We start from the raw sequence: 24,129 nt of genomic DNA, 5'->3' as shown, positions 1-24,129 counted from the left end.
CAAAAGCCTGCGGCAGATTATCTTTTCTGATGATGCAAAGTTACGGCGCTTGAAGCAGGACTCTATTGATGTAGATTAAGAAATACCCTTGATCTAAATCAAGCAGATTATTTCCCGGAAAGCATTTATTTGCCGAAAGAGATTTATTTACCGGAAGGAATTTACTTACCGGAAGCGAGTTGTTTGCGGATGCGGCTTAAGGTTTCGGGCGTTATACCCAGGTAAGAGGCAATCTGTTGCTGGGCTACCCGCTGACTAATATTGGGGTAAGCTTCCATTAATTTAATATATTTTTCTTCGGCCGTATAACTTAAAGAGCTTACCACCCGGCGCTGCATCGCAATTAAACTTTTTTGCAGCAAAATACGGAAGTAGCGTTCCATCTTGGGTACTTTCAGTAATAGTTCTTCCTGGGCTGGCAGCGTTAACAGCAAAAGTTCCGCATCTTCTAAGGCATCAATATTATAAGCCGAAGGTTCTTCGGTTAAAAAGCTGTAAGAATCGGCAATCCACCAGCCTTCAAATGCAAACTGAATTAGATGTTCCTGATCTTTTTTGTCGACGTGGTACGAACGTAGCGCGCCTTTTTCCACGAAAGCCGTGTACCGGCAAACATCGCCTTCTTGCAATAAATATTGCTTTTTACGCAGCTTTTTCGGGGTAAAAAAACTCGCGCATAGCTGCATCTCGTCCTCGTTCAGGAAAACCTTCTCGCGAATGCTTTTAGCCAATACCTCGTACATGAAAATCTACTTTCTGCGATCTTAGAGTAGCAGAAGCCACTTATCTAAGACCGCTATCGCTTTATATTTATCAGTTACTATTTTTTTGCCGTAGCAAAAGTATTTAGCTTCCATTCGTCTTGCCAGCGCAGCACGGGTTTGCCGTTTTCAAAAGATAAGGGCAGCCAAATGTAACGGCCGTCGATGGGGTTGTTGGGTCGCCAGCGATCGGCCATAAAAATAAAAGCATCTTTCTTACCGGCCACCGGCAAAATAAAAGTACTCTGCGATTCAAAAGTTAATTCGGCACCCTGCCCTACAGCCGGGTTGCCCAACGGTGTCCAGGGTCCCCACATCGATTCGGATACAAAAGAACGGGCGGCATTGGGGTCCCAGCCGGTACAGCCGGAGGTAATCAGGTAATATTTGCCCTGGTATTTACAAACAGCCGGAGCTTCGTTGTGGCCGGCTGGCGCTACGGTTATCCACTTGCCGGTAAAATTCAGGTAATCGTCGGTCAGTTCCGAAATATGCAACGTTAGGTTTTCTTCGGCGGCGTGCAAATGATAAGCTTTGCCGTTATCATCTACGTAAACAGTCATATCGCGGGCCATCTGGCCTTTTTCAAAATCACGGCGAATAAATAAGCCTTCGGCCACTTCTTTCTTCCATTCGTCGCTCCAGGCTTTTAAATCTTTCTCGGTTACGGTCTTGGTTTTCCAGGCGGCATTAAAATTCTGGGGCCAAACGCCGGCATTGGGCCGGTGCGATTTCAGGTAAGTAAAAGGACCCGTAGGGGAATCACTTACGGCCACAGCGGTGCGGGCGGCATTGTACCCCTGCCCTTTCAGCTCCAAATGAAACCACATGACAAACTTTTTGGTGCGGGCATTATATACCACTTTGGGGCGCTCAATTACGCAACCTTTTTCTATTTCGGAGCCGCTGTTTTCGGGTGCTACCGGCAAGGCAATGCCTTCGTTTTGCCAGTTATATAAATCCGTGGAAGAATAACAGCTTACGCCCACATTGGCGCGGTTGCCCCCTTTGCCGGCCGTTTTGTGCTCGCCGAACCAATAATATTTGCCTTTGTGGTAAAGAATACCGCCACCGTGCGCGTTAATATGCTGGCCATCGGCATCAGCCCAAATTTGACCGGGCTTGAAGGAAGCATTAATAGTTGGTTCCTGCGGAAATATGAGTTTCCACCAACCCAGTCCGGCAATTAATACCAGCAAAAAAAGACTTTTCATCGGAAAACGCTTTTAGTTTTTAATTATTTATTAAGATCAAACTTGCCTTATTATTTGCCGGCCAATTGTTTATACCGGTGCAGCGCCTCAATGTAATAATAATCGCCGTAAGTGAGCGGTACATCTATTTCTGATTTTTCGGGAATGTGACCCACGCCGTGTTTCAGCAGAAAGCCACCATTAGTACCAGTTTCGGCGCGGTATTCGCGGGTAGATAAGGTTCGCATCATGGTTTCGGCATCGTCGAAATATTTCTGGCCTTTGGTTTTATCTACGTAGCCGCTTAGTTCCAGCAAAGCCGAAGCCAGGATAGAACCCGCCGAAGCATCGCGTAAAGCATTAGGAATATCTGGGGCATTAAAATCCCAGTACGGAATTTTATCGGCGGGCATATTGGGGTGATTTAATACGAAATCGGCAATGCGTTGAGCCTGCTCTAAATATTTTTGCTCTTTGGTTTCGCGGTACATAACGGTATAGCCGTAAAGCCCCCACGCTTGGCCGCGCGCCCAGGCCGATTCATCGGCGTAGCCCTGGGCAGTACGTTTCTTTTGCACGGTGCCATCGGTAGGGTTATAATTTATAACGTGGTAAGAGCTGTAATCGGGCCGGAAATGGTGTTTAATGGTATTGTCGGCGTGGGTAATGGCAATATTCCGGAAGGTTTGGTCGCCGGTTTCGCGGGTAGCCCAGAACAACAGTTCCAGGTTCATCATGTTATCAATAATTACTAGGTAATCCGATGGCTTGGAATCCCAGGATTTAATTACGCCTACTTTGGGGTCGAAGCGGGTAGAGAGCGATTTGGCGCTGTTTATTAATATTTGCTTGTACTCCGGTTTTGGGTTCAGGCGGTTGGCGTGGCCAAAGCTGCAGAACATCATAAACCCTAAGTCGTGGGTAGATTTATTATATTGATCTTTCTCCAGCAAGCCCAGCATGCGTTTGGCTTCGGTTAATAATTCCGGATCTTTGGTGTTTTCGTAAAGGTACAAAAGCGTACCGGGGTAAAAACCACTGCACCACCATTCCGAGCCACTGGTTTTTAACGCATTGGTAGCGGGATCGTAAGTTTTGGGAAAGCGGCCGGCCGGCAGGTTTTGCTTCATTACTTTGTATTGTTGGGCGGCTTCTTGCATATAACCCGGAATATTCTTTACCAAATCGGCTTCGGGTTTAAATCCCTGACTTTTAGTAGCAGTAATTGCGGTTGAAGAAGTAGAATTTGTTTTTGTAGTACAAGCCGCCTGGAACAGAAGCAGGCCGGAAATTAATCCCGAAAAAATTACTGATTTACTTTTCACGCGAATATTTATTGGGTTAAGCTATTATTTACTTGTTTAAACCGGGCTTTTACCGGGCAGGTTCATGAATGCCAATGCTCGGATTTTGGCCTGGCACAACCGGGTTACCGAAAAAATCTTTAATTGATGTAGTTACCAATGGCAAGCCTTTACCCACAACCGGCGCATTAGCCACTACGCCAAAGCCCGTAAGCGCCGCAAAACCCACATTTTCTTTTAGCGTTCCGGATTTAAAACCAGGAGCCGCTAAAATTCCGTTCGGGTCGTGAGGCTGCGAGTGATGCCGACCGAAATATAAGTTATTTTGGAAAAAATTGCGGCTGCTTTGGCCATACAAATATTTAACGCCGCCGGCTACATAAAAAATATTATTTGCAAACAAGGTGCTGTCGGCGTAGCCGTGCCAGGTATCCAGGTTTATCAGTGTGCTGTCCATACCGGCGCTTCGGCGGGTAACATAAATCAGGTTGTTGTAAATGCGGGTGTTGCGGGTAGGCCCGGCCACATGAATAACCGGCGAAAAGCCAGCGTGTTGCCCTTGCGTGCGGTGCCCATCGTTGATGCTAACATTGTAGCGGATAATGCTGCCCACATTGCCCACATTGTTAGTTGGCGGGGAGCTGCCATCGTTGCAAACCAGCAAAAAGCCACCTTCGTTATCGTGGCTGTAGTTGTACTGAATTAGGGTGTTGCGGCAGTTCCAGTCGGAGTCGAAGCCTTGCCCGTCCCAGGGGGCTTTGTGGTCGCTTACTTCGTTGTACTGAATCAGGGTATTGTCGCAGCTCCAGGGCCAGATACCCGCCGCTGCTTCGCCGCGCGGCAACAACCGGGGGCAATCGCGCATGACGTTGTGTTCTATTAAAGCGCCATCGCAGCCGGTGGGCACAATGCCATCGCCGGGCACACCTTGAATTAAATTGCGCCGGATAACAACGTTTAAATTAGGAAACCAACGGCTGCGCTGCCAGTTACCATTTATTAATAAGCCATTGCGCGCACAGTTCTTTATACTACAGTTTTCTACCAATACCCCATCGAACCGCGAAGGCGTGGTGCGGCCACCGTTGATAAAAATAATACCAGCTCCACCGCCCTGCTGTTTTACCAAACTGCCGTTTACATCGTGTACTTCCAGGTTGCGCAACGCAATATTATGAGCCGTACCAAAATCCGATAATTCTACCTGCACGCCGTACCTTTTGGCTTCGCGGTTTTCGCCCTGGTTAGCGATTGCTAAATTATTTACCCCAATATATTGGGTATTGTACAGCAGCAAAGCCGCTTGGTGTTTGCCTTTTGCGTTTAGCTGCGGTTTAGCGCCTTTGCCGTACTGGTCTATAATAATTAACTTGTTTTTTGTGCCGGCCCCCTGAATTTTTAGTTGACCTTCGTAAGTTGTACCGGATTTAAAAAGTAATTTATCGCCGGGTTCAAAAACGTGGCTGTTTACTTTGGCTAAGGTTTTCCAGGCTTGCTTCGGCGAATGGCCCGTGTGGGCATCATCGCCTTTAATGGCATCTACGAAATATTGTTTTTCCGTAACGGCTTTTTGGCCAGTTCGCGGCGAAAAGGTACACGCGTAGCAGCAGAAAAGTAAAAAAAATATTGCCCAAACATTCTGGTTAGGTAAGAAATATACTGGATAATTTTTCTTTGATTTAGATGGAAGCATTCAGAATGGTTAAAGCAATATTCATTTAGATAGGCTAATTTTATGCTAGATTTATTTGTAATTGGTTATCCTCCCCCTACCCCTCCGAAGGGAGATTTTCGTGGTTACGGTTTTGTGTTGGAGGATGATTTAAGGTTTCCACTCCAGTATGCGCACCATTTGGGGTTTAATATTTTCCAGTTTTTCGCCATCGCCCTGGCCTACTTTTTGCACGAATACGTGCAGCAAACCGCTATTGCGCCAAAGTTCGGTATCGTAGCTGGGCTCCCAATTGCCAACGGCATCGGCGGTTAAATCTTTCACTTCCCATTTTTTAACGGCTAAATCTTTACAAATACCCAACGATACTTTGCTGCCCCGCTCTTCGTCGCGGAACAACATATAAGCGCCGGTTTTGCTGCCAATTTGGTTTACCATAATTTGGGGCCTTGAGATAGGTATTTTTTTGGTACCCGACCCGCTTAAAGAAAAAGCTGTTTGGCGGTTAGATATTTGTTGGGTTTGCCATTTAGAACCATCGTGGTAAACCAGGTGGTATTGCGGCACCGGTGAACCCGCCGGGCGATAGTAAGTGGCAATGTACGGCCGCCCTTGCGCATCGGCGTACATGGAAGTGGAATTAATTAGTTCGCTTTGCTGGGGAATTTTTACGGCGTATTCGGCGGTGGCCTCTTTTATGGGCAGCACGTATTTTTCGCCGGTAGCTTTTTGCCAGGTTTTACCGCCGTCTACGGAGCGGGCATAAGCAATATCGTGGTTAGAGGCTACATCGGGACTTTCTCGCCACACCCACGATACATGAATAGTACCTTTCGCATCCACAAAAGCCTGCCAATAAGCATTCCGGAGCTTTTCGCCATCAATTAATACATTATGTAAGCGGCTCCATTTTTTTTCTTTGCGGCTGTACCGGTTCAGCACCAAATCACCGTTGCCAGAGGCACCGTTCCGGTAAATAAATAATAAGTCGCCGGTGGGTAGCCTATAAAACTCCGGATAAGTAACCCGGGCTTCGTCCTGGCCGGTCATGGGCATTTTGGGCAATAATGCTAAAGAACCGGGCGCCGCGCTGCGGCTGTAACGCAACTGGTTGTTATGGTGGTCCCAGGATACATGCAAATAGCCATCGCCATCGACCATTATACTTATGGAGTTGTGCGCATCCTTCACATTGCCCTGGTAGTCTGTTCTTTGCACCTCCCATTTTTTACTTTTTAGCGGGCGCTTGGCCAGTACCATATACCCGGCGGTATCGTAAAAAGCGGTGTACTGCATACCCGCGTGGCTCACCACCGAGTTTTTCCGGAAAACCACCGCATTAACCGCGTTTTTAGACCAGCCTAATGCTACTTCGGTTTCAGTAGTAGCGGGTTTAGTAGCGGCTATACCGACAGCAGCCCAAAATACCAGGGTTAAATTAAATATTTTTAATTGAAGAAGATTAGGCATTGGTAACGCGCCAATAAAGCTTTATTAAAAATTTAACTGGCAGAAATATAAGTAAAAAACCGAAGAATACCGGTCTGCCGCATCCTTTAGCCACCCGCTAAAACCTGGCAAAAAAAATAAGCAAAATATTTTCTGGCTAAAGGTGTGTTAAATTGGTGGGGTATTCCGTTTTCTTTTTACCTTTTATCGCAGTAATCACTTATTTTTATATTTCAGCTAGTATCCTAAACCGGTGCAATTAATATATTCAGGCGAAAAGAAGTTGCGGCATATAACCATCCGGGCTAAAAAGAAAACTTTACTTTATAAGTTTATAGTTTTTCTTAACTGTCTGGCTGCTTTGTTGTTGCTGGTTTCTATTCTGGCATCTTACATTAACCCGGCTTTTGCCTGGATAATTGCCTTAATTGGCATTGCTTACCCGTATATACTGGTTGTTAACCTGCTTTTTGTTTTGTACTGGCTGCTTTTATTAGACCGGGCCATTTTTATTTCTATAGGCATAATTCTGGCGGGGTACCCGGTTTTGCGCAATCATTTTCAGTTTACCTGGGCTGCGGTGCCCCCGCTAAACCAAGCCAACGCGTTTAAATTTGTAAGTTTTAATACCCGGCTTTTTGATGTGTATGGCTGGACCGACCGGATTGATACCCGCACCCGCATTTTTAATTTTATTAAACAGGAAGCTCCCCAGGTTTTGTGCATCCAGGAGTTTTATACCTCTACCAGCCGCTCGGGTTTTAACAGCCTCGACAGCATAAAGGCTTTACAGCAATCGCCGTACGTGCACGTGGCTTACACCGCCACCAAATGGGGCACCGACCATTGGGGTATTGCTACGTTCAGTTCCTTCCCGATTATTAAAAAGGGCAATATTCTTTTTAATGAAATCACGAATAATATTTGTATTTATTCCGATATAAAAATCAACCAGGATACTATCCGGGTGTATAATATTCATTTCCAATCGAACCGTTTCCGGAAAGAAGATTACGAATTTTTAAACAAGCCCGACGAGCAAAAAGATAAACTATCGGCTTCGTGGAATATTTTAAACAAGCTTAAAACTGCTTCGGTTAAACGGTCGAAGCAGGTGGATGCCGTGGCCAACCATATAGAGCAATCGCCTTACCCGGTAGTTATTTGCGGCGACTTTAACGATCCGCCTTCTTCTTACACTTACAATAAAATCAGCGGAAATTTAAAAGATGCTTTTGTAGAAAGCGGCACCGGTTTTGGCAACACCTATAATGGTTTAATTCCGTTACTGCGCATTGATTATATTTTACATTCGCCCCAAATTAAAAGCGCGGAGTTCCGGACAGTAAACCAGAAATTTTCGGATCATTTCCCAATTGCCTGTAAAATGGAGATTGTGCCGTAGTTGTTATTACAGGTTAAAGATTTCGCCTTCAATTGTTTTTCTGTTTACCCAGGGCTACACCCTGGGCTGAGTTATGATGCCCTTTCAGGGCTTACTGATAATAACGTGGAAAATGTATACGCTGGAAAGACTAAGTAGAAACTAATCCTAAATAGTAAATATTACTTTCCATAAAACGCACCTTTATTTTTGTCATCCTGCAAGGACCTTTTGGTTAGAAAATTAAGAAGGCAATATACCTTTTAACGCTAGTTGCCTGTAAGAACATCTAAACAATAGATTTTTTCAAAATGACAGAGAGCGTATCTATGGAAGATAGCTTATACTATTTGGTATAAAACAAATTCTAAAATTAGTTTAGACCGAAATATTTAAGAATTTTGCTTTGTGGTGGATAGATAATCTAACCGCTATAACAAGAAAACCTCACAGGTCTTAAAGTCCTGTGAGGTTTCTGATTTACTAACAACTAACAACTAGCAACTAGCAACCATTATTCAGCTACTGCCATTTTGGTTTTAACCGGAATATTCAGGCTGGTAGTTTCGTCTTGCGCGGGTTTGCCAATCAGGTCGGCAACGTATTTGGCGCACAGTACCGGCGGGTTGTATAGGTTAAATTCTTCGCTGAGTTGCTCCACATTTTTCTTGTAAATGGGGTTAGTCAGTACTTGCTCCACGCTCAGGCGCATTTGCTGCGGGGTAGGTTTTTCGGTTTTCAGGTTAATGCCTAATTTAAAGTACCCAACGCGGGCACAAATTTCGTTTTTACCTTCGTGTACGCCTGCTACTACCAGCGGCAACTTATGCTGAATGCCCAACATTAAGCCGCCGTAACCTCCGTTGGTTACATAAACATCGGCCAGCGGCATTACCTCGGTAAATGGTATAAAATCTTCAATAATAATATTGCGCTGTGGGTAACGGGCTCTTAGTTCGGCCGTGCCCGAGCCGCCGGTAGTCACAATTACCAGCCTATCCGAATCTTTAAAAGCCTCCAGCGTAGGTACAATAATTTTCTCGTGGTCGGTTTCTACGGTGCCCTGGGTTACTAGTATTACCTTGTTGTAGGCCAAGGCCTTGGCATGGTGCTTAAAGGTTACTTTAGAATTTTTAAGAACCGGTAACAGCGGTCCGATAAACCGGATATTCCGGCTTAAATCGCTTCTTTTGTACTCGAAACCAGGTGTGCCGCTTTGCAAAACCAGGTCCGATTTGCGGTACAGCACATCAAATAAATTGCCTTTTTCCTGCTTAATGCCGTACTGGCCAAATATTTCTTTTATCAATTTGCTCGATTCGGCAAACAATATTTTATCGGCCACAAAGCGCATCACATTTTGTTTGCAACGGCCTAAAAAACTTGGGTTGGGCGTAATAGCTAAACCGTTAGGCGCTAAATCTTTAGAGGTTTCTGAAAGCGGCATTATGCCAACCGAAATTACCTTTTTATTTAACTTTTCCCGCACCCACGGAATACCCGTAAAGGTTATATCGGCAATGAGTAAATCAAAATTAAACTCTTCGTTTATTTTTTTAATATCCTGGTAAAACTCCGGGCCGCGCAGCAAAAAAACGTTTTTAATATCAAATTGTAATTTGCTCACCTGGCTTTTACATTTATCCCGCTCCGGAAACAACTCCTCCGGGTTACCTACCGAAAAGTCCATGGCATTGACCAGCGGGTAATACGGAATGCCTAAACTGATAATTTTTTCTTCGTACTTCCGACCCGTGTACCAGCGCACATCGTAGCCAATACTTTTTATATGAATTGCCAATCCGGTAAGCGGATTAAAGTGACCGTCGGCTGGAATATTGGCAAATAATATTTTTTTGGTTTTCATAGTTTTATAGGTTTCAGCGTTTTTTATTAGGTCGGGTACTTATTCTTATTTTGTTAAACCAAGCTTGCCTAAAACTTATTGGTTACTAAACCGGCAAGGCTACAAGCCGCTCTTAAACCGGTGATTTATAATTATTTTGGCTGGCAACGATACAAATATGTGCGCCGGAAAGCCCGTTGTAAAATAATTATGGCTAAAGCCCGTATTAGAGCGGCTGAATGGCTTAAACTAAGCTTTAAATAACCCGCTAAAAACACGAAAATATTCAGTCTTAAACCGGCAAAACGGGGAGGCCGCGATATTGATAAAGACTTAAGCTGACCTGAAGCAGCTAGATTGACCTTAATAACTAATGATATATTTTACATACAGGCTTTGCATTTGAACCAAAAGAACCTTTACTTTATACTGTAATAAATATTATTACAGTATGAACAACGGACGATTTGCTACGGCGCTACACATTCTGACCTTGCTGGCCCAGCAGGAACCGGAATTAGTATCGTCGGAGTATATTGCCGGCAGCATAAATATTAACCCGGTTTTGGTGCGCAAGGAACTGAGCAACCTGCGTAACCTGGGGCTGGTTACGAGTAAAGAAGGGAAAAACGGTGGCAGCACGCTGGCTAAACCGGCCGCCCAAATATTAATTTCTGAGGTGTACAATGCCGTGCGGCAAGCGCCTTTATTGGGCCGTTTTAACGATCCTAATCCGAATTGCCCGGTTGGGAAGCAAATAAATATGCATATTGATGATTTGTACCTGGATGCCGAAGAAGCCTTGGTGCAGAAGCTGGGCAAACAAACCTTAGCTGATTTCGTTAACCGGTTCAGCTAATTTTTTTATACATAACTGTAACATTAAACCTTACAGAATTAAATATTTTAACCCTACCACTTAAATTTAAAAAACATGAAAGTAGCCTTAATTGGAGCCGGTTTTGTAGGCTCTGCCGTATTAAAAGAATTAACCAATCGTGGCCACGAAGTAAAAGTATTGGTGCGCCACCCGGAAAAAGTATCCGCTCCGAACAACAACGTAACCGTAGTAGCCACCGATGCCACGGAGCCTGACCAGGTAGCCGAACAGGTAAAAGGCGCGGATGCCGTTATCAGCACTTACAACGCCGGCTGGACCAACCCCAACTTGTATAACGACTTTTTAGAAGGTTCTAAAGCCATTCAGGAAGGGGTAAAAAAATCGGGGGTAAAAAGATTTATTACCGTGGGTGGTGCCGGCAGCTTATACGTGGGCCCGGATACCCAACTGGTAGATACCCCGCAGTTTCCGACCGATTACAAAACCGGTGCTTTAGCTGCCCGCGATTATCTGAATATTCTGAAAGAAGAGCAGGAACTGGATTGGACCTTTTTGAGCCCGGCCATTGAAATGCACCAGGGTACTTCCGGTGAGCGCAAAGGCACTTACCGCACCGGTTTAGAAAACCCAGTTTTTGACCAAAATGGCCGCAGCATTGCCTCCGTAGAAGATACCGCTGTTGCTATTGTAGATGAACTGGAAAATCCTAAACATATCCGGCAGCGGTTTACGGCCGCTTACTAAGCGTAACATAAATACTCATAAAAAAGGAGGCACTTATCTAAATGCCTCCTTTTTTATATCACTCCAATCAGGTAAGTGTTACTAGCTGCTGTAATCAATCCGGAACCAATCAAAAGTGGCGGCTGTGCCGACGGCGCCTTTAGCCGTCAGGCCGACGCGGATGCCCCGGTCCCAAGGCGGTAAGTAAGCCGCATCCAACGCCTGGTTGTAGTTCAGCGATTGCCAGTTCTGGCCGTCGGAACTCCAGGAAAACTGCATTTTATCGCCGTCCTGCGTAGCCAGCCGGAAATATATTAAACCAGTTTTGGGCGCCGCAGCACGGGCCACGGTGCTGGTTTTATTTCCTTTAGTCGTCCAGAGTAAAATTTCGTTACCGCTTAAGCCAATACCCATGGCATTATCCGGATCGCCAATGGCACTTAAGCTGGCCATGGTTCCTTTGGGTAAAGCTTGTGCATCTAAAACAGTGGTGGCGGTATAATCGGCAGTTTTGGTGCGCTGCCCCAATAAGCTGCCAATTTTCTGCGGCGCAGCTTGCAGTACCAGCCGGCCGTTATTATTGTTTTGCAAAGTAAAGCGCGGCGCACCCGTAACCGACCATTGCCAACTGGGTGCTAAAGTTTTGGTGCTAAATTCATCCTGCACATCCAGTTCATCGGGGGCATTCTGTTGGTGGGGAGCAGCGGCCGTAACACTCGGAGCATTATCATTAAAACGCGGCCAGTTATCGGTGCCCCAGGTAATCGGGTCTAACAAGCCCTGACGACCCGGATAAACGAAACCGTCGGTGCTGTAAGCGTGGTACATAAAATAATCCTTGCCCTGCGCATCCGTAACCACGGAGCCGTGACCGGCGCACTTCCAGGTGGCATTTTGTTTCATAATGGGGTTACCGCTGTATTTCTCCCAGGGTCCCCGAATACTTTTAGCCCGGGCTACGCCCACGCCATACGTACAACCCCGGCCGCAGCAGGCATCGCCGGCATAAAACATATAATAAAAATCGCCCCGCTTCATTAGCGCCGGTCCTTCTACCAGGCCGCCTTCCCAGGTGTTGGGGTCGTTGCGGAATAACTCAAATTTTTCGCCTAACAAGGCCGTCCGTTCTTCGTTCATACGCTGGCCCCAGAGCGGCGTTGGTTTCTTCACGCTGTTGCCATCTTCTTTCCAAATCAGGTATAATTCGCCTTTCTCGTCCCGGATGGGATAACCATCTATAGAGCCTGCTTCCTGGCAAACCAGCGGGCCATGGTCGGTGTAGGGGCCGGTGGGGTTGGTGGCGCTGGCTACGCCCACGCATAAGTTGCCACCTTTTTTACCGGCAGTATAGTAAATGTAATATTTGCCTTTGTCGTAGTTAATTTCGGGTGCCCAGAAATGCGCATCGGCCCAGCCGGGTAGTTTATCCGGAAACACGTGCCCCACCGTTTCCCAATCCACCAGGTTTTTAGAATGCAGTATCGGGAACAGCGGCGCCCACTCCGATGAGGTAGCTGTTGCCCAATAATCGTCGCCGACGCGCACCACCGACGGATCGGCATAATCGCCGGGCAGTACCGGGTTGGTAAACGTTACGGCAGCTGCCGCCGGACTTTCGGGGTTAGCTGTTCCGTTCTCGGTTTGGGTAGTAGCTGTTTCTGACTGTTGCGCATTTGACTGTTTGTTAGACCCACAGGAAAAGAGCAAATAACAGACTAGTGGCAGAAATATTTTTTTCATAGAATAATTAAGTGGTGAATAAAAATGCAGAAATTTAATGTACCGGCAAAAAATGGCAACGTTTTAATCCATTGCTTACCCTTTAAAGATAACATTTAAGCATCTGTCTGCCTCAGGTAAGTTTTATAATATTTAAAAGGTTGACCTGATTTCAATCAAAAACTTCTTTTCAAGGCATTAAAGTCCAAGTCTGTCATTCAGGAGGAACCTATTTGGCTACCTAATACATAGGTTCCTCCTGAATGACACGAGTGAGTTACTTAAACTTAAATGCTTAAACCTTTCAATATTAGTTTAATCGTGAAATCAATACAATCTTAAATTTATTACATAGAGCCTCAACAACTACTTACTTACTTATTAATTCAACTACTTTTTCGCCGGAGGGTAGTTTTAGGGGTACGCCCGAAGAAATGGGTTTGCCAAAATCCGGGGAGCCGTCTTTTTTCCAGGTAAAGGGTTGCAGCCGTATTTCGCGTTGCCAGCCCGGCGTAGTTGATTTCTTGGCGTGGTAAAAAATCCAGTCTTCGGTATTATCCGGTGACTTGGTGAAACTGCAATGCCCTACGCCAAAAACATCTGCGGTGCTCTGAAAAACCGGTCCAGACTTTTGCCAGTTAGCCGGCTCCATCGGGTTCAGCGTGGTATCGGCTAACATTAATTGCGCCAGCCGGTATTCTTTCAGCCACGATTCCCGGCAGGAATAAATAATAAAAGCTTTCTCTTTTTTCCGCAGTAATTCGGGGCCTTCGTTTAAATCCAGTTCACCGCCGGTTTCCCATTCTTCGGTCGGCGACGATATTTTTACCCGGTTGCTGCTAATGGTATACGGGTTGCTCATGCGGGCAATGTATAAATGTTGCTTTGTTTTATCGGTATCGGCGTTTTCTTCCCAACCCGACCACACGGCGTATAATTGCCCATTCATCCGGAACGGGCTTAAATCAATGGCCCACTTTACGGTGCTTGGGTCTTGTATATTATCGCCGGTATACAGCATGCCTTTGTCTTCGTAAGGGCCTAACGGATCGTCGGTAACTGACTCCAGCACGCCGGAACGCTGGTTAATAAAAGGATTACCGGGTTTGCTGCCGGCGGCGTAATAAATATACCACCGGCCATTCATAAAATGGATTTCGGGTGCCCAAATATTGCTTTGGTTCCAGCCCGTAGCGGGTGGCCGCCACACTACTACCCGCTCGCCTAATTTCGTTAAACCATCGGATTTAGAAACATAAATACCGCCTTTGCCTGAGCCGCAGGAATAATAGGCACCGTTTACTTTAATTACCCAAGGGTCGGCGCCATCGGCAATGGGGTTAGTAAAATAGGTGTCGGCGGTTTGTTGCTTTTTAGCTTGTTTGGCTGCGGGCGCTACGGTACTGGTAGTGCAGCCAGCCACCAGAACGCCATAAAGCAGGGTAATTAAAAAAGATTTATTTAGGTGCATGCGGGTTTAATATTTGTTTTAATTGTTTCGGCAGATAAAAATCCCTAATTAACTAACTATTAGCCAGGAGCAAATATACAGCTATTTAGTTGCCCCTACTTTTTGCTGCCATTGCTGTAATTGGGTTTGCAATGCTTTTGTCTTGGCCGGATTAACGGTGGCTAAATTATTCATTTCGCCGGGGTCTTGTTGCAGGTTATATAATTCGGCCTGATTGGTATCGTAAAACTGAATTAATTTCCAGTTGTTTTGCCGGATAGCTGCGGCCGAAGTACCACCCAAAAAGTGCTTGGCTTTTAAAGGATAATGCCAGTACAAGGTGTTGCGGGGTAATACCGCTTTGGTGCCACGCAATAAAGGAACTAGTGATACCCCTTCGAGCACTTGCCTGGGATCTGGTTTAAGCTGGGCCATTTCCAACAGTGTGGGGTAAAAATCGGTGGTAATAACGGGTACGTTACTGCGGCTGCCGCCTTTAACTTTTCCGGGCCATAATACCAGCAAGGGCACCCGGATGCCGCCTTCGTACAAAGTACTTTTGCCGCCCCGCAACGGCGCATTGGTGGTAACGGCTTTGGCCCAATCCGATTCGCCGCCGTTATCCGAAGTAAACACCAAAATAGTGTTCTGGGCTAAACCTAATTCTTCGAGTTTCTGCCTGATTTGTCCAACGCCCGTGTCTATGGCTTCGAGTTGCGCGGCTAAATGCGGATTATTTTCACGGGCCAACGCACCTTTACCGGACCCAGGTTTTTGCTCGTACTTTTTCACTAGTTCATCTTTGCCGGCGAGGGCCGTATGGACGGCATAATGGCTTAAATACAAAAAGAAAGGCTTCTCTTTATGGCGTTGAATAAAATCTAAGGCCTCGGCATTGGTCCGATCTACCAAATGCTCTTTACCCGGCAGCTTCTGGGTTATTTCTTTGTTAAAATGGTACGGATGAAAATAACTACCCCAGGCAATTCCTTCGTTCTCCGAAATAATGGTTTCGTTAAAGCCATGCTGGCTAGGCCCCACTTCTTTGGCGCCGGCTTTGGCGTAACCGGTCAGGTGCCATTTGCCCACAATGCCGGTATAATAACCGTGTTTTGCAGCATTTCGGGGAAAGTAATATGCGTGGTTGGCAAATGCACCGATTCTTCGGGCCGGAGATAATCGGTAATGCCCACGCGGGCCGGCGATTGCCCCGTTAACAAGGTCGCCCGGGTAGGCGAACAAACCGGTGCCGCTGCGTACGCCTGGGTAAACAACATGCCTTGCCGGGCCAGTTTATCTAAGTTCGGGGTTTGGTTAAAGGTATTGCCGTAACAGCCTAGCTCCCGCCAACCCAAATCATCGGCCAGAATAAAAATAATATTGGGCTTAGCGGTGTTAATATTTTGCCCCAGTGTTCTTTGGGTAAAGACCAGGAACCCTACTACAAGCAAACCCAACAAAACGCCGCGTATATTCTTTGTCATTCGGCCATGTATTTAATAGGTTTTAAGGAGTTCTGCTAAAAAATAAATTTAGTTGTACTTAAAATATGAACGTGTACTTAAATTACGGGCAACCAGGGCCACTGCATAATTCCAAAACAGTTTATCGCCTTCTGCTTAAGAGCCAATAAATTACTTTAATATTCCGGATTACTCCTAACACTATCCTTTCCTGAACCCGAAAATATTGCCAAGCCAGGTAAATATAAAAAAACCTCCCGTTTAACTGTTTAGTTAAAACAAGAGGCTTACTTATAATTGTGTTCCGCAATGTTAGAAAAAATAAGTTTAAGCAATCCACTATTGTCATTCAGGAGGAAACTATTTAGCAGATAATCAAATAGTTTCCTCCTGAATGACAATAGTGGATTGCACACTATGGCGCGGAAGTTACTTCCGTGACTTTCCTACACTTCCCATTTCTCTACTCCATAAATTTTATTTCCAGGAGCCCTTTCCCTCCCGCATAGTCAATCGCACTGCTATAAACATACTGCTCTGGTTCACTTACCATACCGGCCACTACCGGATTATGGTGAATATAATGCAAGCAACGCTGCTGTTTAATATTGTCAGTCAGTTCTATCGGGTGGTATTGATTTTGCCAGAACTGGTATTTCTGGTGCTTGTTGCTGGTCTCGGCCGTTCGCTTAAATATTTCCAGCATCCAGTCTTTCCGGCTTTCTTGTGGGTTGGCCGCAATAGCCCGAACCAAAGTAACAGAAGTATATTTTTTAAAATCCCGAATAATATCAGGGAGCGGGAGAATACCGGCTGTTCCCAAAGCCAGATGCAGGTGGTTAGACATAATGCACCACGCGTATATTTCCAAGCCTTTTTCTCTTTGGCAAAACCTAAGGCTGTCAATCACCAGGTCTTTGTATTCGCAGCGGGTAAAAACATCCACCCACTGCACCACCGCAAACGTAATAAAGTAGATTTTTTCCTCGTCCCGGACTTTGTACTTCTCGCTCATATTACCATTAGCTTAACGCTAACAGCTCTGTTTCGTTTTGGGGAATTCTAAAGGTGTAAACCAACGACAGGATTAATTTATTACCCATAAACTTATTAAAGGACGCAGGAATAATAAATTATAGAAAGGCACGGAAGTAACTTCCGCGCCATAGTGGGTAGATTATAATTACGGTATCACTACGGTTCGTGCAACAATACTGCGGTACAAATATTCGCATCGTTTATTTTAAGGCAATACCGCTGGCCTTATCATTCAGAATCACGATACTTTTATTCGCAATCCAGCTTTTCATAAACCAACGTAAACTCCGCAGAATCGACTAAATATTCCCGACCAGTGCTGGGATGGTAGCTATAAGGCTTTTGCTGTAGGGTATTGGGGGTTACCCGAAACTGCACGGGCAACGAATCGGTTTGGCCTTCCTGCATAAAGGTCCAGGTGGCGGTAATTACATCCTTATTTTTAGTGCCGCGTAAAGTGCCGCGCCGGCTATCTTTTTCAAAAGGCAAATTCCAGTAGGTTCCGGTTACTTTAGCGTTTTTAATATTTAGGTGCACCCAGGCGGTATCTCTTTTTTGTCCACCGCTTACTTGCCGGAAACACATTTCTTCGTCGGGCGAAAGAGTGGCTGGTTTTTCATCGGCGACCGAAGTACGAGTGGTTTGCGTGGTGTCGGTAGTGCGGTTGCAAGCAAAGAATAAAGTGCCGGCTACTACAACCAGGAGCGTCTTTTTCATGAGTAATTATTTTTTGAGCTGACTAACTTTTACACTGAGGACGTCGCCCAGGCGGGTGGTATCGCCGTAAACGGTTACTTGGTCGCCAATATTTAACTCCTGGTAGCCGCCGCTCTCGGCCAGGTTAACCCGACTAACAACCGCATTAAAGCGCTGGCCTTTTTGGTCCGTTAACAAAGCAGTGTACCCATCCTTTCCGCGTTCAATGGCGGTTACGGTGCCTTGCGCCGAAAACACTTTTGGCGTAGCACAACCCAATAGCAGGCTTAATAATACAGGCAGCATACCCAGATTCAAGATTTGGAGCAGTTTTTTCATAGAGTTAGTAGCGTTATTACGGTTAAAGGTAAGCTAAAAATATACCAACTTCTTAAATTCTGGGCAGCCCTGTATTAAAGTTGGTTCAACGCAGCTTCCAGGTTATAGCATTTTGGGAATTAGCATAAATACGCAAAAGCCCTGGCCGGAAACTTGAATAGTACTATTAATACAACAGCGTTCAGGAACGCGTTTTTATGCAGACCAGAAGTTAAATTCTCAAAAAAAAAGAAACCTCCCGAAACTGGAAATATTCCGTTTCGGGAGGTTTGTGGTAAATATTCGCTGCTTTATAAAATAAAAGTAGAGAATACTAAATATTACTGTTCCGGATAGTTAACCGGCTGCAGAATTACCGCGAAGCGCTGGGGCTGCCATCTAAAGAATTAATCCAGGCAGCAATTTTCAAGGCATCAGCTCTTGGCACTTGTGGCATTGGCGGCATTTCGGTAGCGTAATCCGGCCAGTTTTGCGGTTTCGGGTTATGAATCAGCTCCACAATCTGCTCGTTGGTATAATTCCGCTTGGCTACTTCTTTGTAAGCTGGTCCTACCTGGCGCTTTTCGGCATTGTGGCAAGCCAAGCAGTTGTTTTTAGCTAATAATGGTTTTATCGCTTCAAAAGTTGGCGCTTTGGCGGCAGCCGTGGCACCTTTCTTGGTAGTAGTGGCACCTTTAGTAACACCTTTTATTCCACCTTTGGCAGCAGTAACATTGTTGTTTTTCTGGCCGGCCTCTGGTACCGCCGATTGCAACTTGTAGTTAAAACGGTCCCGCATCAACTCGGTAGGAACCCGCTTTACCGCTACTTCTTTACCGGAATTTCTGGTGCTAACTTCAGACATAGCCAATTTCTGACCGTCCGGAATATTATTCAGGGTATAAAACGCATTGGCGTGTACCAGGGCGGTAGATTTTTCCTGGTCCCGAACGCCTTCCAGCGAAATATTATGTACGTAACTTTCCCGTAAGCCATCTACTACCAAACGGGCTTTTAAACCATCCGAAGATACTTTAACGCCTTTTACTTTGGGTGTTTCGATGTTTACCGGCGGGCTGCCGTATACCGGGTGGTATTTATAGGTAAAACTTTCGATGGCATAAGAAGCCAAATCTTCGGCCGATTGCCGGTTTACCGGTTTGGTAAATTCTACTTCAAAACCATCTGGCATGGCCCGTACGTTTTTCATTTCGAACGGCATCTGGTTGTTCCAAACCAAACGCTGCAAACCCTGATTAGATTCGCCGGCCGAGCCCCAGCCCCGGTTGGTTTCACCTACGAACAAGCTATTGTCCGGTGCCCAAACCATCCGCATTACCCCCGATTGGAAACCGCTGCGGAATTCGATGGCCACGCCCTGGAACTCACCTTTTACTTTCTCCATAATTACCCGCGAGATTTTACTTTGTCCCTGGTCGCCGACTAATAACTGGCCGGCAAACGGGCCAAAAGCACCTTCCGGTATTTTTACAATCTCGGAGTTTGAAATTCCCAGAATGGTGTGGGGCAATATTACCGCCTGCATCTGTAATTCCGGGAATTCTTTTTTCAGATCGGCTTTGGTTACAAACTTTTCGTTTACAACGTTCTCGGGTTTAATGGCCCGGTTGTTATTATCTCTAAAATCGCGCGGATTTAATTTAGCATTGAACTGATCAACGGTAATTTTAACCGGCGAACCAGGTAAATTCGTCCAGCGTAAGCCGGCCGGGTGACCCGCAAATATTCCTTTTTTTACGTGCCAGATACCGCCGGAGCCTACGTATTCGCCTTGGTTATCGGTGTAAAATAATTCCCCGTCTATCATGCCTAAACCGGCCGGCGAGCGCATACCCGTAGCCCAAGGCTCCATTTTACCATCCGGACTGATTTTCATGGTCCAGCCCCGGTAAGGCACCCGGCTTTCGCCGCGCCACCACTGCTCATCACCGAAGGCCACGTTGCCGGTTACAAAGAACGAACCATCCGGTGCAATTTTAGGCCCGAAGCTGTACTCGTGGTAATGGCCGGATAATGGCCAGGCGTAAACTGTTTCGTACACATCGGCTTTACCGTCTTTATTCGTATCAACCAGTTTGGTTAATTCTCCGCGCTGGGCACAGTACAGGGCGCCATCTTTGTAAGCCAAGCCTAATACTTCGTGCAAACCAGAGGCAAACTTCCGGAAATAAGGCCGGCGGCTGGTGGGGTTTTCTATAATATATACATCGCCGCGCCGGGTAGAAACGCCTAAGTCGCCGTTGGGCAGCATGGTTAAACCACCTACTTCCAAAATAGTACCTTCGGGCGCTACTACTTTCATTATTTTAAAGAAATCTTCTTCTTTAGCTTGTTCCTGGGCCTGCGCCGTAGAAACACCACCTAAAGAGAAAGCCGCCAGCAACAAGGGCAAAGCACCCCGGCGGAAAATCTTTTTACCTATATTTTTATTAAATTTCATGAATACAATAATTAATAACTAGAAAAGAATAGAATAACCAACTTTGCCCCGAACCGGTACTACCAGCTCTTTGCGGCCGTTGGCATCGCGCACCACCGGTTTGGTACCTTTGGCATCGTCGAGGCGCAGGTAATAAGATTTACCGTCTACCAGGTACGTACCTTTTGATTTTTCTTCGATAGAAGCACCTTCGGCTAAGCGGGCGTACAATTCACCGCCAGCGGGGTTTTGTACCGATATTTCCCGGTGCAAGCCCTGGCCGTTATCCAGAACCCGGATAGCATCCGAAACGGTAGAACCATAAATCTGATATTTAAAAGTTGGCTGGTCGTTTTCGTCGAGGATATAACCTTTAGGGCGGTAGCTGGTACCGGCGCTATCGGCTACCCAGGTGGCTTGCGGCGAATTTAATTTAGCTAAGGCAAAAACCGGCTGACCAAAACGCTGTACCGCTCCGGCCGGCCGCGAAGAGCCATCGCCACGCTCGTGCCACATGGGGGTAGCATCCAGGAAATTACCGCGCCAAACTTGAATTACAGCACCTTTATCCAGATCATAAGTATAATGTACTTGCTGCGGGCTACCCACCGATACGGCATGTACCACCCGTGTGCGGGGCTGGCCGGGCAAATCCATAAAGCTGCGGAGCATGGTATTAACCGGAGCTTCTACTAAAATCGGGTCTACTGTGTTCCGGTTATTATTGGTTTCCTGCGGTACGGTTACGCCTGGTTTTAAAGAAATATTGCGAAAAGCCACCGCGCCGTGGTCACCTTGGATGCGCAACGGGCCGGTTGCTTTCTCCGGACCCATGGCACCGCGGGTTGCTCCCAGCATTTCCAGGTCTTCGTGAATAGTTACGCCGTTTAGTTCAATGCGTATCATGCGGGCGTTGGCAATTTTTTTGCCGCTGGCATCAAACTTTGGCGCCTGAAATAAAACTTTCAGGTGCTGCCATAACCCGGGCGCCCGGCTGGCATTCTGGCGGGGCGCGTAGCCTTCGTAGCCTTTCTGGCCTTCGGGCTTGCTATCGTCCCAGCGCTCGTACACGCCACCGGCATCTGCGGATTTCGGGTTTTTCACGCCCCAGCTATCCAGGAATTGTATTTCGTAATTTCCTTGTAAATAAATGCCCGAATTGGAGCCTTTGGCAATCATGTAATCTAATTCCAGTTCGGCATCGCCGTGTTCGGCAGCGCTGTATAAATCAGCACCGTGGTCTTTTTTGCCCGGCAGGTTAACTAATACGCCGGTTCCTTTAGTAGTGGTTAGTACATTGTTTTTGTTCAGGTCGGCATTTACGTCGCCGGCTATTTGCCAGGTTTTGCCGGGGTTCCGGAAGGCCGAAAGATCGGAGAGAGAAATGGTATTGGTTTGGCCAGCGGCCGATTGGGCCGGCGCCAGGATGGGATAGCATAAAAACAAGGCTATGCCCAATACCTGTGACCTGCCTTTTTGCATTAGTCTTTGTATTCGCATCATTAATTTAGGGTGTATTATATTATATAAATTAAAATTAAAAGATAATTTTGATATTACTATTCCACTTAGGCAGCTATTAGTTTTAGTTTTTTGCCAGTCTTTAGCCAAAGCTTTACTCCAATTTAAGTTTTACAACAAAAATATTGTTTTATAAAATATTCATTAAACTTATAAGCCTTATATTAAAAATTAACTAATTAAATAATTTTACCAGTTTGGGCTTTCGCAGGCTTATTTCTGATTCGAAACAGATAGGCAGCTCTTTAACTTTAATTAATCGGCTCAAAATAATAAGGCTGGTCATAATAGGAAATTTTCAAGTTTAGTATTCGTGTAATACTAAATAATATTTCTATTTACCATAATATTTCTTTCTATTTTCCATCTTGGCCGTAAGGTTTACCTAACTCTAAAGGGTAAATATTTTCTTCCAAATTGCACAACGGTGTTAATTAATCCCGTTCCAGTCACCCCAGTCGTTATCTAAGAAATTGCGAACCTGGTAGTGCATTATGGCATTGTACATCCGGCTAAACTCATAAATATTCTTAGCTTGCGGAAACTCAAAAATATTCTCGGGCGAGCGGTAAATATTAATACCAGACCGGAAAGGACCGCGGTAATTGGTATTGATGCGGTAAGTACCGTATTTGCTATTAATGATCTTCTGAGCGTATTAACCAGCTTCAGTATATTTGGGGCGTGCCAATACATTTTTCGGCGTTCAGGTAAATGCGCGCCTGCTTGTTTGCTTACATTCTTGTAAACTTTGTAAGGTTCTTTATAAAATTATTAGTAACTATTTAAACTTAACCCAATAACCAAGGGTGTTGCTCTGTTTAGGCAATTTTTTACGTTAAGTATTATATTGTTATTGGGCTAAGCTTAAGATTTCAGATAAATTTAAATAACTTCACACCAGTACAAATCAACTAATTATGACGCCCAGACCTTATATACTTGCCGAAACCAACTGGAAAACCGTAAAACAAACCCAATACGAAGTAGCTATTTTACCCTGGGGTGCTACCGAAGCCCATAATTACCATTTGCCTTATAATACCGATGTTGCCCAATGCGATTACGTAGCCGCCGAATCGGCGCAGCTAGCCTGGGAACAAGGCGCTCAGGTTGTTGCCCTGCCCACTATTCCGTTTGGCGTAAACACCGGCCAGCTGGATATTACCCTGGATATTAACATGAACCCGAGCACCCAACTGGCGGTTTTAAAAGATGTAACGCATTCGCTTTCGTGCCAGGGTATAAACAAATTGGTAATTCTAAACGGCCACGGCGGCAACGATTTTAAACAAATGATTCGGGAAGTGCAGGCCCAATACCCCAACATGTTTTTGTGCACCATGCATTGGTTTAGGGCCGTGGACTGGCATAAATATTTTGACGAACCCGGCGACCATGCCGGCGAAATGGAAACCAGCGCCATGATGCACATTGCCCCGCATTTGGTATTGCCTTTAGCAGAAGCTGGCAGCGGCAAATCAAATAAATTCCGGCTGAAAGGTTTGCAGGAAGGTTGGGTATGGGCGCAGCGCGAATGGAGCAAAGCCACCGAAGATACCGGGGTAGGTAACCCGGCCCAGGCCACCGCCGAAAAAGGTCGCATTTACCTGGAAGATACCGCTAAAAAAATTGCCTCTTTCCTGGTAGATTTAGCCAAAGCCGATATTCAGGATTTATACGAAAGATAATCTAACCTGATGTTCCGAATTAACACCAAATCGGCTTTCGGCTTTCCGGTGCTGCAAACCAACCGCCTGGAACTCCGGGAAATAAGATTAGCAGACCAAATGCAGGTTTACCTGGCGCTTTCTAACCCAGAGATTATCCGGTATTATGGTGTAGAATATCACAGTTATTTGGCTACGGGCGAACAAATGAATTGGTACCAGAATTTGTATCAAAATAAAACCGGCTTGTGGTGGGCTCTTACCCTCAATAATTTTAGCGAGCTGATTGGGGCTTGTGGCTTTTATAACTTACAAGCCCTGCATCGCAAAGCCGAATTAGGGTATTGGCTACTACCAAATTACTGGCGGCAAGGGCTGATGCAGGAAGCTTTAGAAAGAATTATTGTTTACGGACAACAGCATTTAAACCTGCACCGCATCGAAGCTTATGCTGAAACAGAAAACAAGGCTTCCGGCCAACTGCTCCGGCGGCTGGGTTTTCAGCACGAAGGCACCTTAACCGATACCGAAATTAAGCACGGTAAATTTATTAGCTTAGATATTTTTGCCTTGCTAAATAGGTAGTAATACCAAATCACATTTACCAGCTTTTATAAAATATACACCAACTGTATTTCATC

General features: G+C 45.7%; 19 protein-coding genes and 1 pseudogene. 5 read left to right on the top strand and 15 right to left on the bottom strand.

What is annotated here, in order from left to right:
* Nucleotides 1–161 precede the first annotated feature (161 nt).
* The 5 genes from F0145_RS00745 to F0145_RS00725 form a co-directional block, all read right to left on the bottom strand.
* A complete protein-coding gene (locus F0145_RS00745; protein ID WP_150086151.1) occupies nt 162–743 on the bottom strand; it encodes a Crp/Fnr family transcriptional regulator in 582 nt (193 codons plus the stop codon).
* Nucleotides 744–820: 77 nt separating this feature from the next.
* Nucleotides 821–1,975 carry a glycoside hydrolase family 43 protein gene (locus F0145_RS00740; RefSeq protein ID WP_150086150.1) on the bottom strand — a complete coding sequence of 385 codons (1,155 nt, stop codon included), beginning with the start codon at nt 1,973–1,975 and terminating at the stop codon, nt 821–823.
* 50 nt (nt 1,976–2,025) lie between these two features.
* Nucleotides 2,026–3,279, bottom strand: a complete 1,254-nt coding sequence (locus F0145_RS00735; RefSeq protein ID WP_223815757.1) for a glycoside hydrolase family 88 protein — start codon at nt 3,277–3,279, stop codon at nt 2,026–2,028.
* 49 nt (nt 3,280–3,328) lie between these two features.
* Nucleotides 3,329–4,951 carry a right-handed parallel beta-helix repeat-containing protein gene (locus F0145_RS00730; RefSeq protein WP_150086149.1) on the bottom strand — a complete coding sequence of 541 codons (1,623 nt, stop codon included), beginning with the start codon at nt 4,949–4,951 and terminating at the stop codon, nt 3,329–3,331.
* A 129-nt stretch (nt 4,952–5,080) separates the two neighbouring features.
* Complete coding sequence (locus F0145_RS00725) at nt 5,081–6,400, bottom strand: BNR repeat-containing protein (protein ID WP_150086148.1); 1,320 nt, start codon at nt 6,398–6,400, stop codon at nt 5,081–5,083.
* Nucleotides 6,401–6,632: 232 nt separating this feature from the next.
* Here F0145_RS00725 and F0145_RS00720 point away from each other — a divergent pair, with 232 nt between their 5' ends.
* Nucleotides 6,633–7,784 carry an endonuclease/exonuclease/phosphatase family protein gene (locus F0145_RS00720; protein ID WP_150086147.1) on the top strand — a complete coding sequence of 384 codons (1,152 nt, stop codon included), beginning with the start codon at nt 6,633–6,635 and terminating at the stop codon, nt 7,782–7,784.
* Nucleotides 7,785–8,277: 493 nt separating this feature from the next.
* Here the strand turns inward: F0145_RS00720 and F0145_RS00715 are convergent, their stop codons facing one another.
* Entirely contained in the window at nt 8,278–9,630 is a 1,353-nt protein-coding gene (locus tag F0145_RS00715) for a glycosyltransferase (RefSeq protein WP_150086146.1), read from the bottom strand.
* A 430-nt stretch (nt 9,631–10,060) separates the two neighbouring features.
* Here F0145_RS00715 and F0145_RS00710 point away from each other — a divergent pair, with 430 nt between their 5' ends.
* Together F0145_RS00710 and F0145_RS00705 are read left to right on the top strand one after the other, a co-directional pair.
* Nucleotides 10,061–10,468 (top strand): Rrf2 family transcriptional regulator, encoded by a 408-nt coding sequence (locus F0145_RS00710; protein WP_150086145.1) that lies wholly within the window; start codon nt 10,061–10,063, stop codon nt 10,466–10,468.
* 72 nt (nt 10,469–10,540) lie between these two features.
* Nucleotides 10,541–11,194 (top strand): annotated as a pseudogene (locus F0145_RS00705) (NAD(P)-dependent oxidoreductase); the annotation flags it as partial.
* Between the two features lie 81 nt (nt 11,195–11,275).
* Here the strand turns inward: F0145_RS00705 and F0145_RS00700 are convergent.
* From F0145_RS00700 to F0145_RS00660, 9 genes are all read right to left on the bottom strand, one after another.
* A complete protein-coding gene (locus F0145_RS00700) occupies nt 11,276–12,913 on the bottom strand; it encodes a family 43 glycosylhydrolase (protein ID WP_223815756.1) in 1,638 nt (545 codons plus the stop codon).
* 349 nt (nt 12,914–13,262) lie between these two features.
* A complete protein-coding gene (locus tag F0145_RS00695) occupies nt 13,263–14,363 on the bottom strand; it encodes a glycoside hydrolase family 43 protein (RefSeq protein WP_150086143.1) in 1,101 nt (366 codons plus the stop codon).
* Between the two features lie 81 nt (nt 14,364–14,444).
* A complete protein-coding gene (locus tag F0145_RS26765; protein WP_262719522.1) occupies nt 14,445–15,431 on the bottom strand; it encodes a sulfatase-like hydrolase/transferase in 987 nt (328 codons plus the stop codon).
* Nucleotides 15,413–15,826 carry a sulfatase-like hydrolase/transferase gene (locus tag F0145_RS26760; RefSeq protein WP_150086141.1) on the bottom strand — a complete coding sequence of 138 codons (414 nt, stop codon included), beginning with the start codon at nt 15,824–15,826 and terminating at the stop codon, nt 15,413–15,415. Before F0145_RS26760 ends, F0145_RS26765 begins: the two co-directional genes overlap by 19 nt.
* 442 nt (nt 15,827–16,268) lie before the next feature.
* The gene (locus F0145_RS00680) at nt 16,269–16,820 is read right to left on the bottom strand and encodes an REP-associated tyrosine transposase (protein WP_150086140.1); all 552 of its coding nucleotides are present in this window, start codon (nt 16,818–16,820) and stop codon (nt 16,269–16,271) included.
* Nucleotides 16,821–17,092: 272 nt separating this feature from the next.
* Nucleotides 17,093–17,560, bottom strand: a complete 468-nt coding sequence (locus F0145_RS00675; RefSeq protein ID WP_150086139.1) for a hypothetical protein — start codon at nt 17,558–17,560, stop codon at nt 17,093–17,095.
* 6 nt (nt 17,561–17,566) lie between these two features.
* Nucleotides 17,567–17,878: a hypothetical protein gene (locus tag F0145_RS00670; RefSeq protein ID WP_150086138.1), complete on the bottom strand. Its 312-nt coding sequence runs from the start codon at nt 17,876–17,878 to the stop codon at nt 17,567–17,569.
* Between the two features lie 352 nt (nt 17,879–18,230).
* Nucleotides 18,231–20,318, bottom strand: coding sequence for a c-type cytochrome (locus tag F0145_RS00665; RefSeq protein WP_150086137.1), 2,088 nt, complete (start codon nt 20,316–20,318; stop codon nt 18,231–18,233).
* 18 nt (nt 20,319–20,336) lie between these two features.
* On the bottom strand, nt 20,337–21,800 hold the full coding sequence (locus tag F0145_RS00660; RefSeq protein ID WP_223815755.1) for a 3-keto-disaccharide hydrolase: 1,464 nt from the start codon (nt 21,798–21,800) through the stop codon (nt 20,337–20,339).
* Nucleotides 21,801–22,738: 938 nt separating this feature from the next.
* Between F0145_RS00660 and F0145_RS00655 the strand changes: the two genes are divergently transcribed.
* Together F0145_RS00655 and F0145_RS00650 are read left to right on the top strand one after the other, a co-directional pair.
* Nucleotides 22,739–23,509, top strand: coding sequence for a creatininase family protein (locus F0145_RS00655; protein ID WP_150086136.1), 771 nt, complete (start codon nt 22,739–22,741; stop codon nt 23,507–23,509).
* Nucleotides 23,510–23,518: 9 nt separating this feature from the next.
* Nucleotides 23,519–24,073: a GNAT family N-acetyltransferase gene (locus tag F0145_RS00650; RefSeq protein WP_150086135.1), complete on the top strand. Its 555-nt coding sequence runs from the start codon at nt 23,519–23,521 to the stop codon at nt 24,071–24,073.
* The last annotated feature ends 56 nt before the right edge of the window (nt 24,074–24,129 follow it).

The organism is Adhaeribacter rhizoryzae, assembly GCF_008629685.1.
Lineage (GTDB): Bacteria > Bacteroidota > Bacteroidia > Cytophagales > Hymenobacteraceae > Adhaeribacter > Adhaeribacter rhizoryzae.
This window is presented reverse-complemented; position numbering and strand designations above follow the sequence as displayed.

Excerpts from the sequence above, each read along its gene's own strand:
- F0145_RS00700 (WP_223815756.1), bottom strand. The coding sequence starts at position 12,913 with ATGAAAAAAATATTTCTGCCACTAGTCTGTTATTTGCTCTTTTCCTGT.
- F0145_RS00670 (WP_150086138.1), bottom strand. The coding sequence starts at position 17,878 with ATGAAAAAACTGCTCCAAATCTTGAATCTGGGTATGCTGCCTGTATTA.
- F0145_RS00725 (WP_150086148.1), bottom strand. The coding sequence starts at position 6,400 with ATGCCTAATCTTCTTCAATTAAAAATATTTAATTTAACCCTGGTATTT.
- F0145_RS00675 (WP_150086139.1), bottom strand. The coding sequence starts at position 17,560 with ATGAAAAAGACGCTCCTGGTTGTAGTAGCCGGCACTTTATTCTTTGCT.
- F0145_RS26760 (WP_150086141.1), bottom strand. The coding sequence starts at position 15,826 with ATGACAAAGAATATACGCGGCGTTTTGTTGGGTTTGCTTGTAGTAGGG.
- F0145_RS00660 (WP_223815755.1), bottom strand. The coding sequence starts at position 21,800 with ATGATGCGAATACAAAGACTAATGCAAAAAGGCAGGTCACAGGTATTG.
- F0145_RS00740 (WP_150086150.1), bottom strand. The coding sequence starts at position 1,975 with ATGAAAAGTCTTTTTTTGCTGGTATTAATTGCCGGACTGGGTTGGTGG.
- F0145_RS00650 (WP_150086135.1), top strand. The coding sequence starts at position 23,519 with ATGTTCCGAATTAACACCAAATCGGCTTTCGGCTTTCCGGTGCTGCAA.
- F0145_RS00695 (WP_150086143.1), bottom strand. The coding sequence starts at position 14,363 with ATGCACCTAAATAAATCTTTTTTAATTACCCTGCTTTATGGCGTTCTG.
- F0145_RS00710 (WP_150086145.1), top strand. The coding sequence starts at position 10,061 with ATGAACAACGGACGATTTGCTACGGCGCTACACATTCTGACCTTGCTG.
- F0145_RS00715 (WP_150086146.1), bottom strand. The coding sequence starts at position 9,630 with ATGAAAACCAAAAAAATATTATTTGCCAATATTCCAGCCGACGGTCAC.
- F0145_RS00730 (WP_150086149.1), bottom strand. The coding sequence starts at position 4,951 with ATGCTTCCATCTAAATCAAAGAAAAATTATCCAGTATATTTCTTACCT.
- F0145_RS00665 (WP_150086137.1), bottom strand. The coding sequence starts at position 20,318 with ATGAAATTTAATAAAAATATAGGTAAAAAGATTTTCCGCCGGGGTGCT.
- F0145_RS00680 (WP_150086140.1), bottom strand. The coding sequence starts at position 16,820 with ATGAGCGAGAAGTACAAAGTCCGGGACGAGGAAAAAATCTACTTTATT.
- F0145_RS00745 (WP_150086151.1), bottom strand. The coding sequence starts at position 743 with ATGTACGAGGTATTGGCTAAAAGCATTCGCGAGAAGGTTTTCCTGAAC.
- F0145_RS00655 (WP_150086136.1), top strand. The coding sequence starts at position 22,739 with ATGACGCCCAGACCTTATATACTTGCCGAAACCAACTGGAAAACCGTA.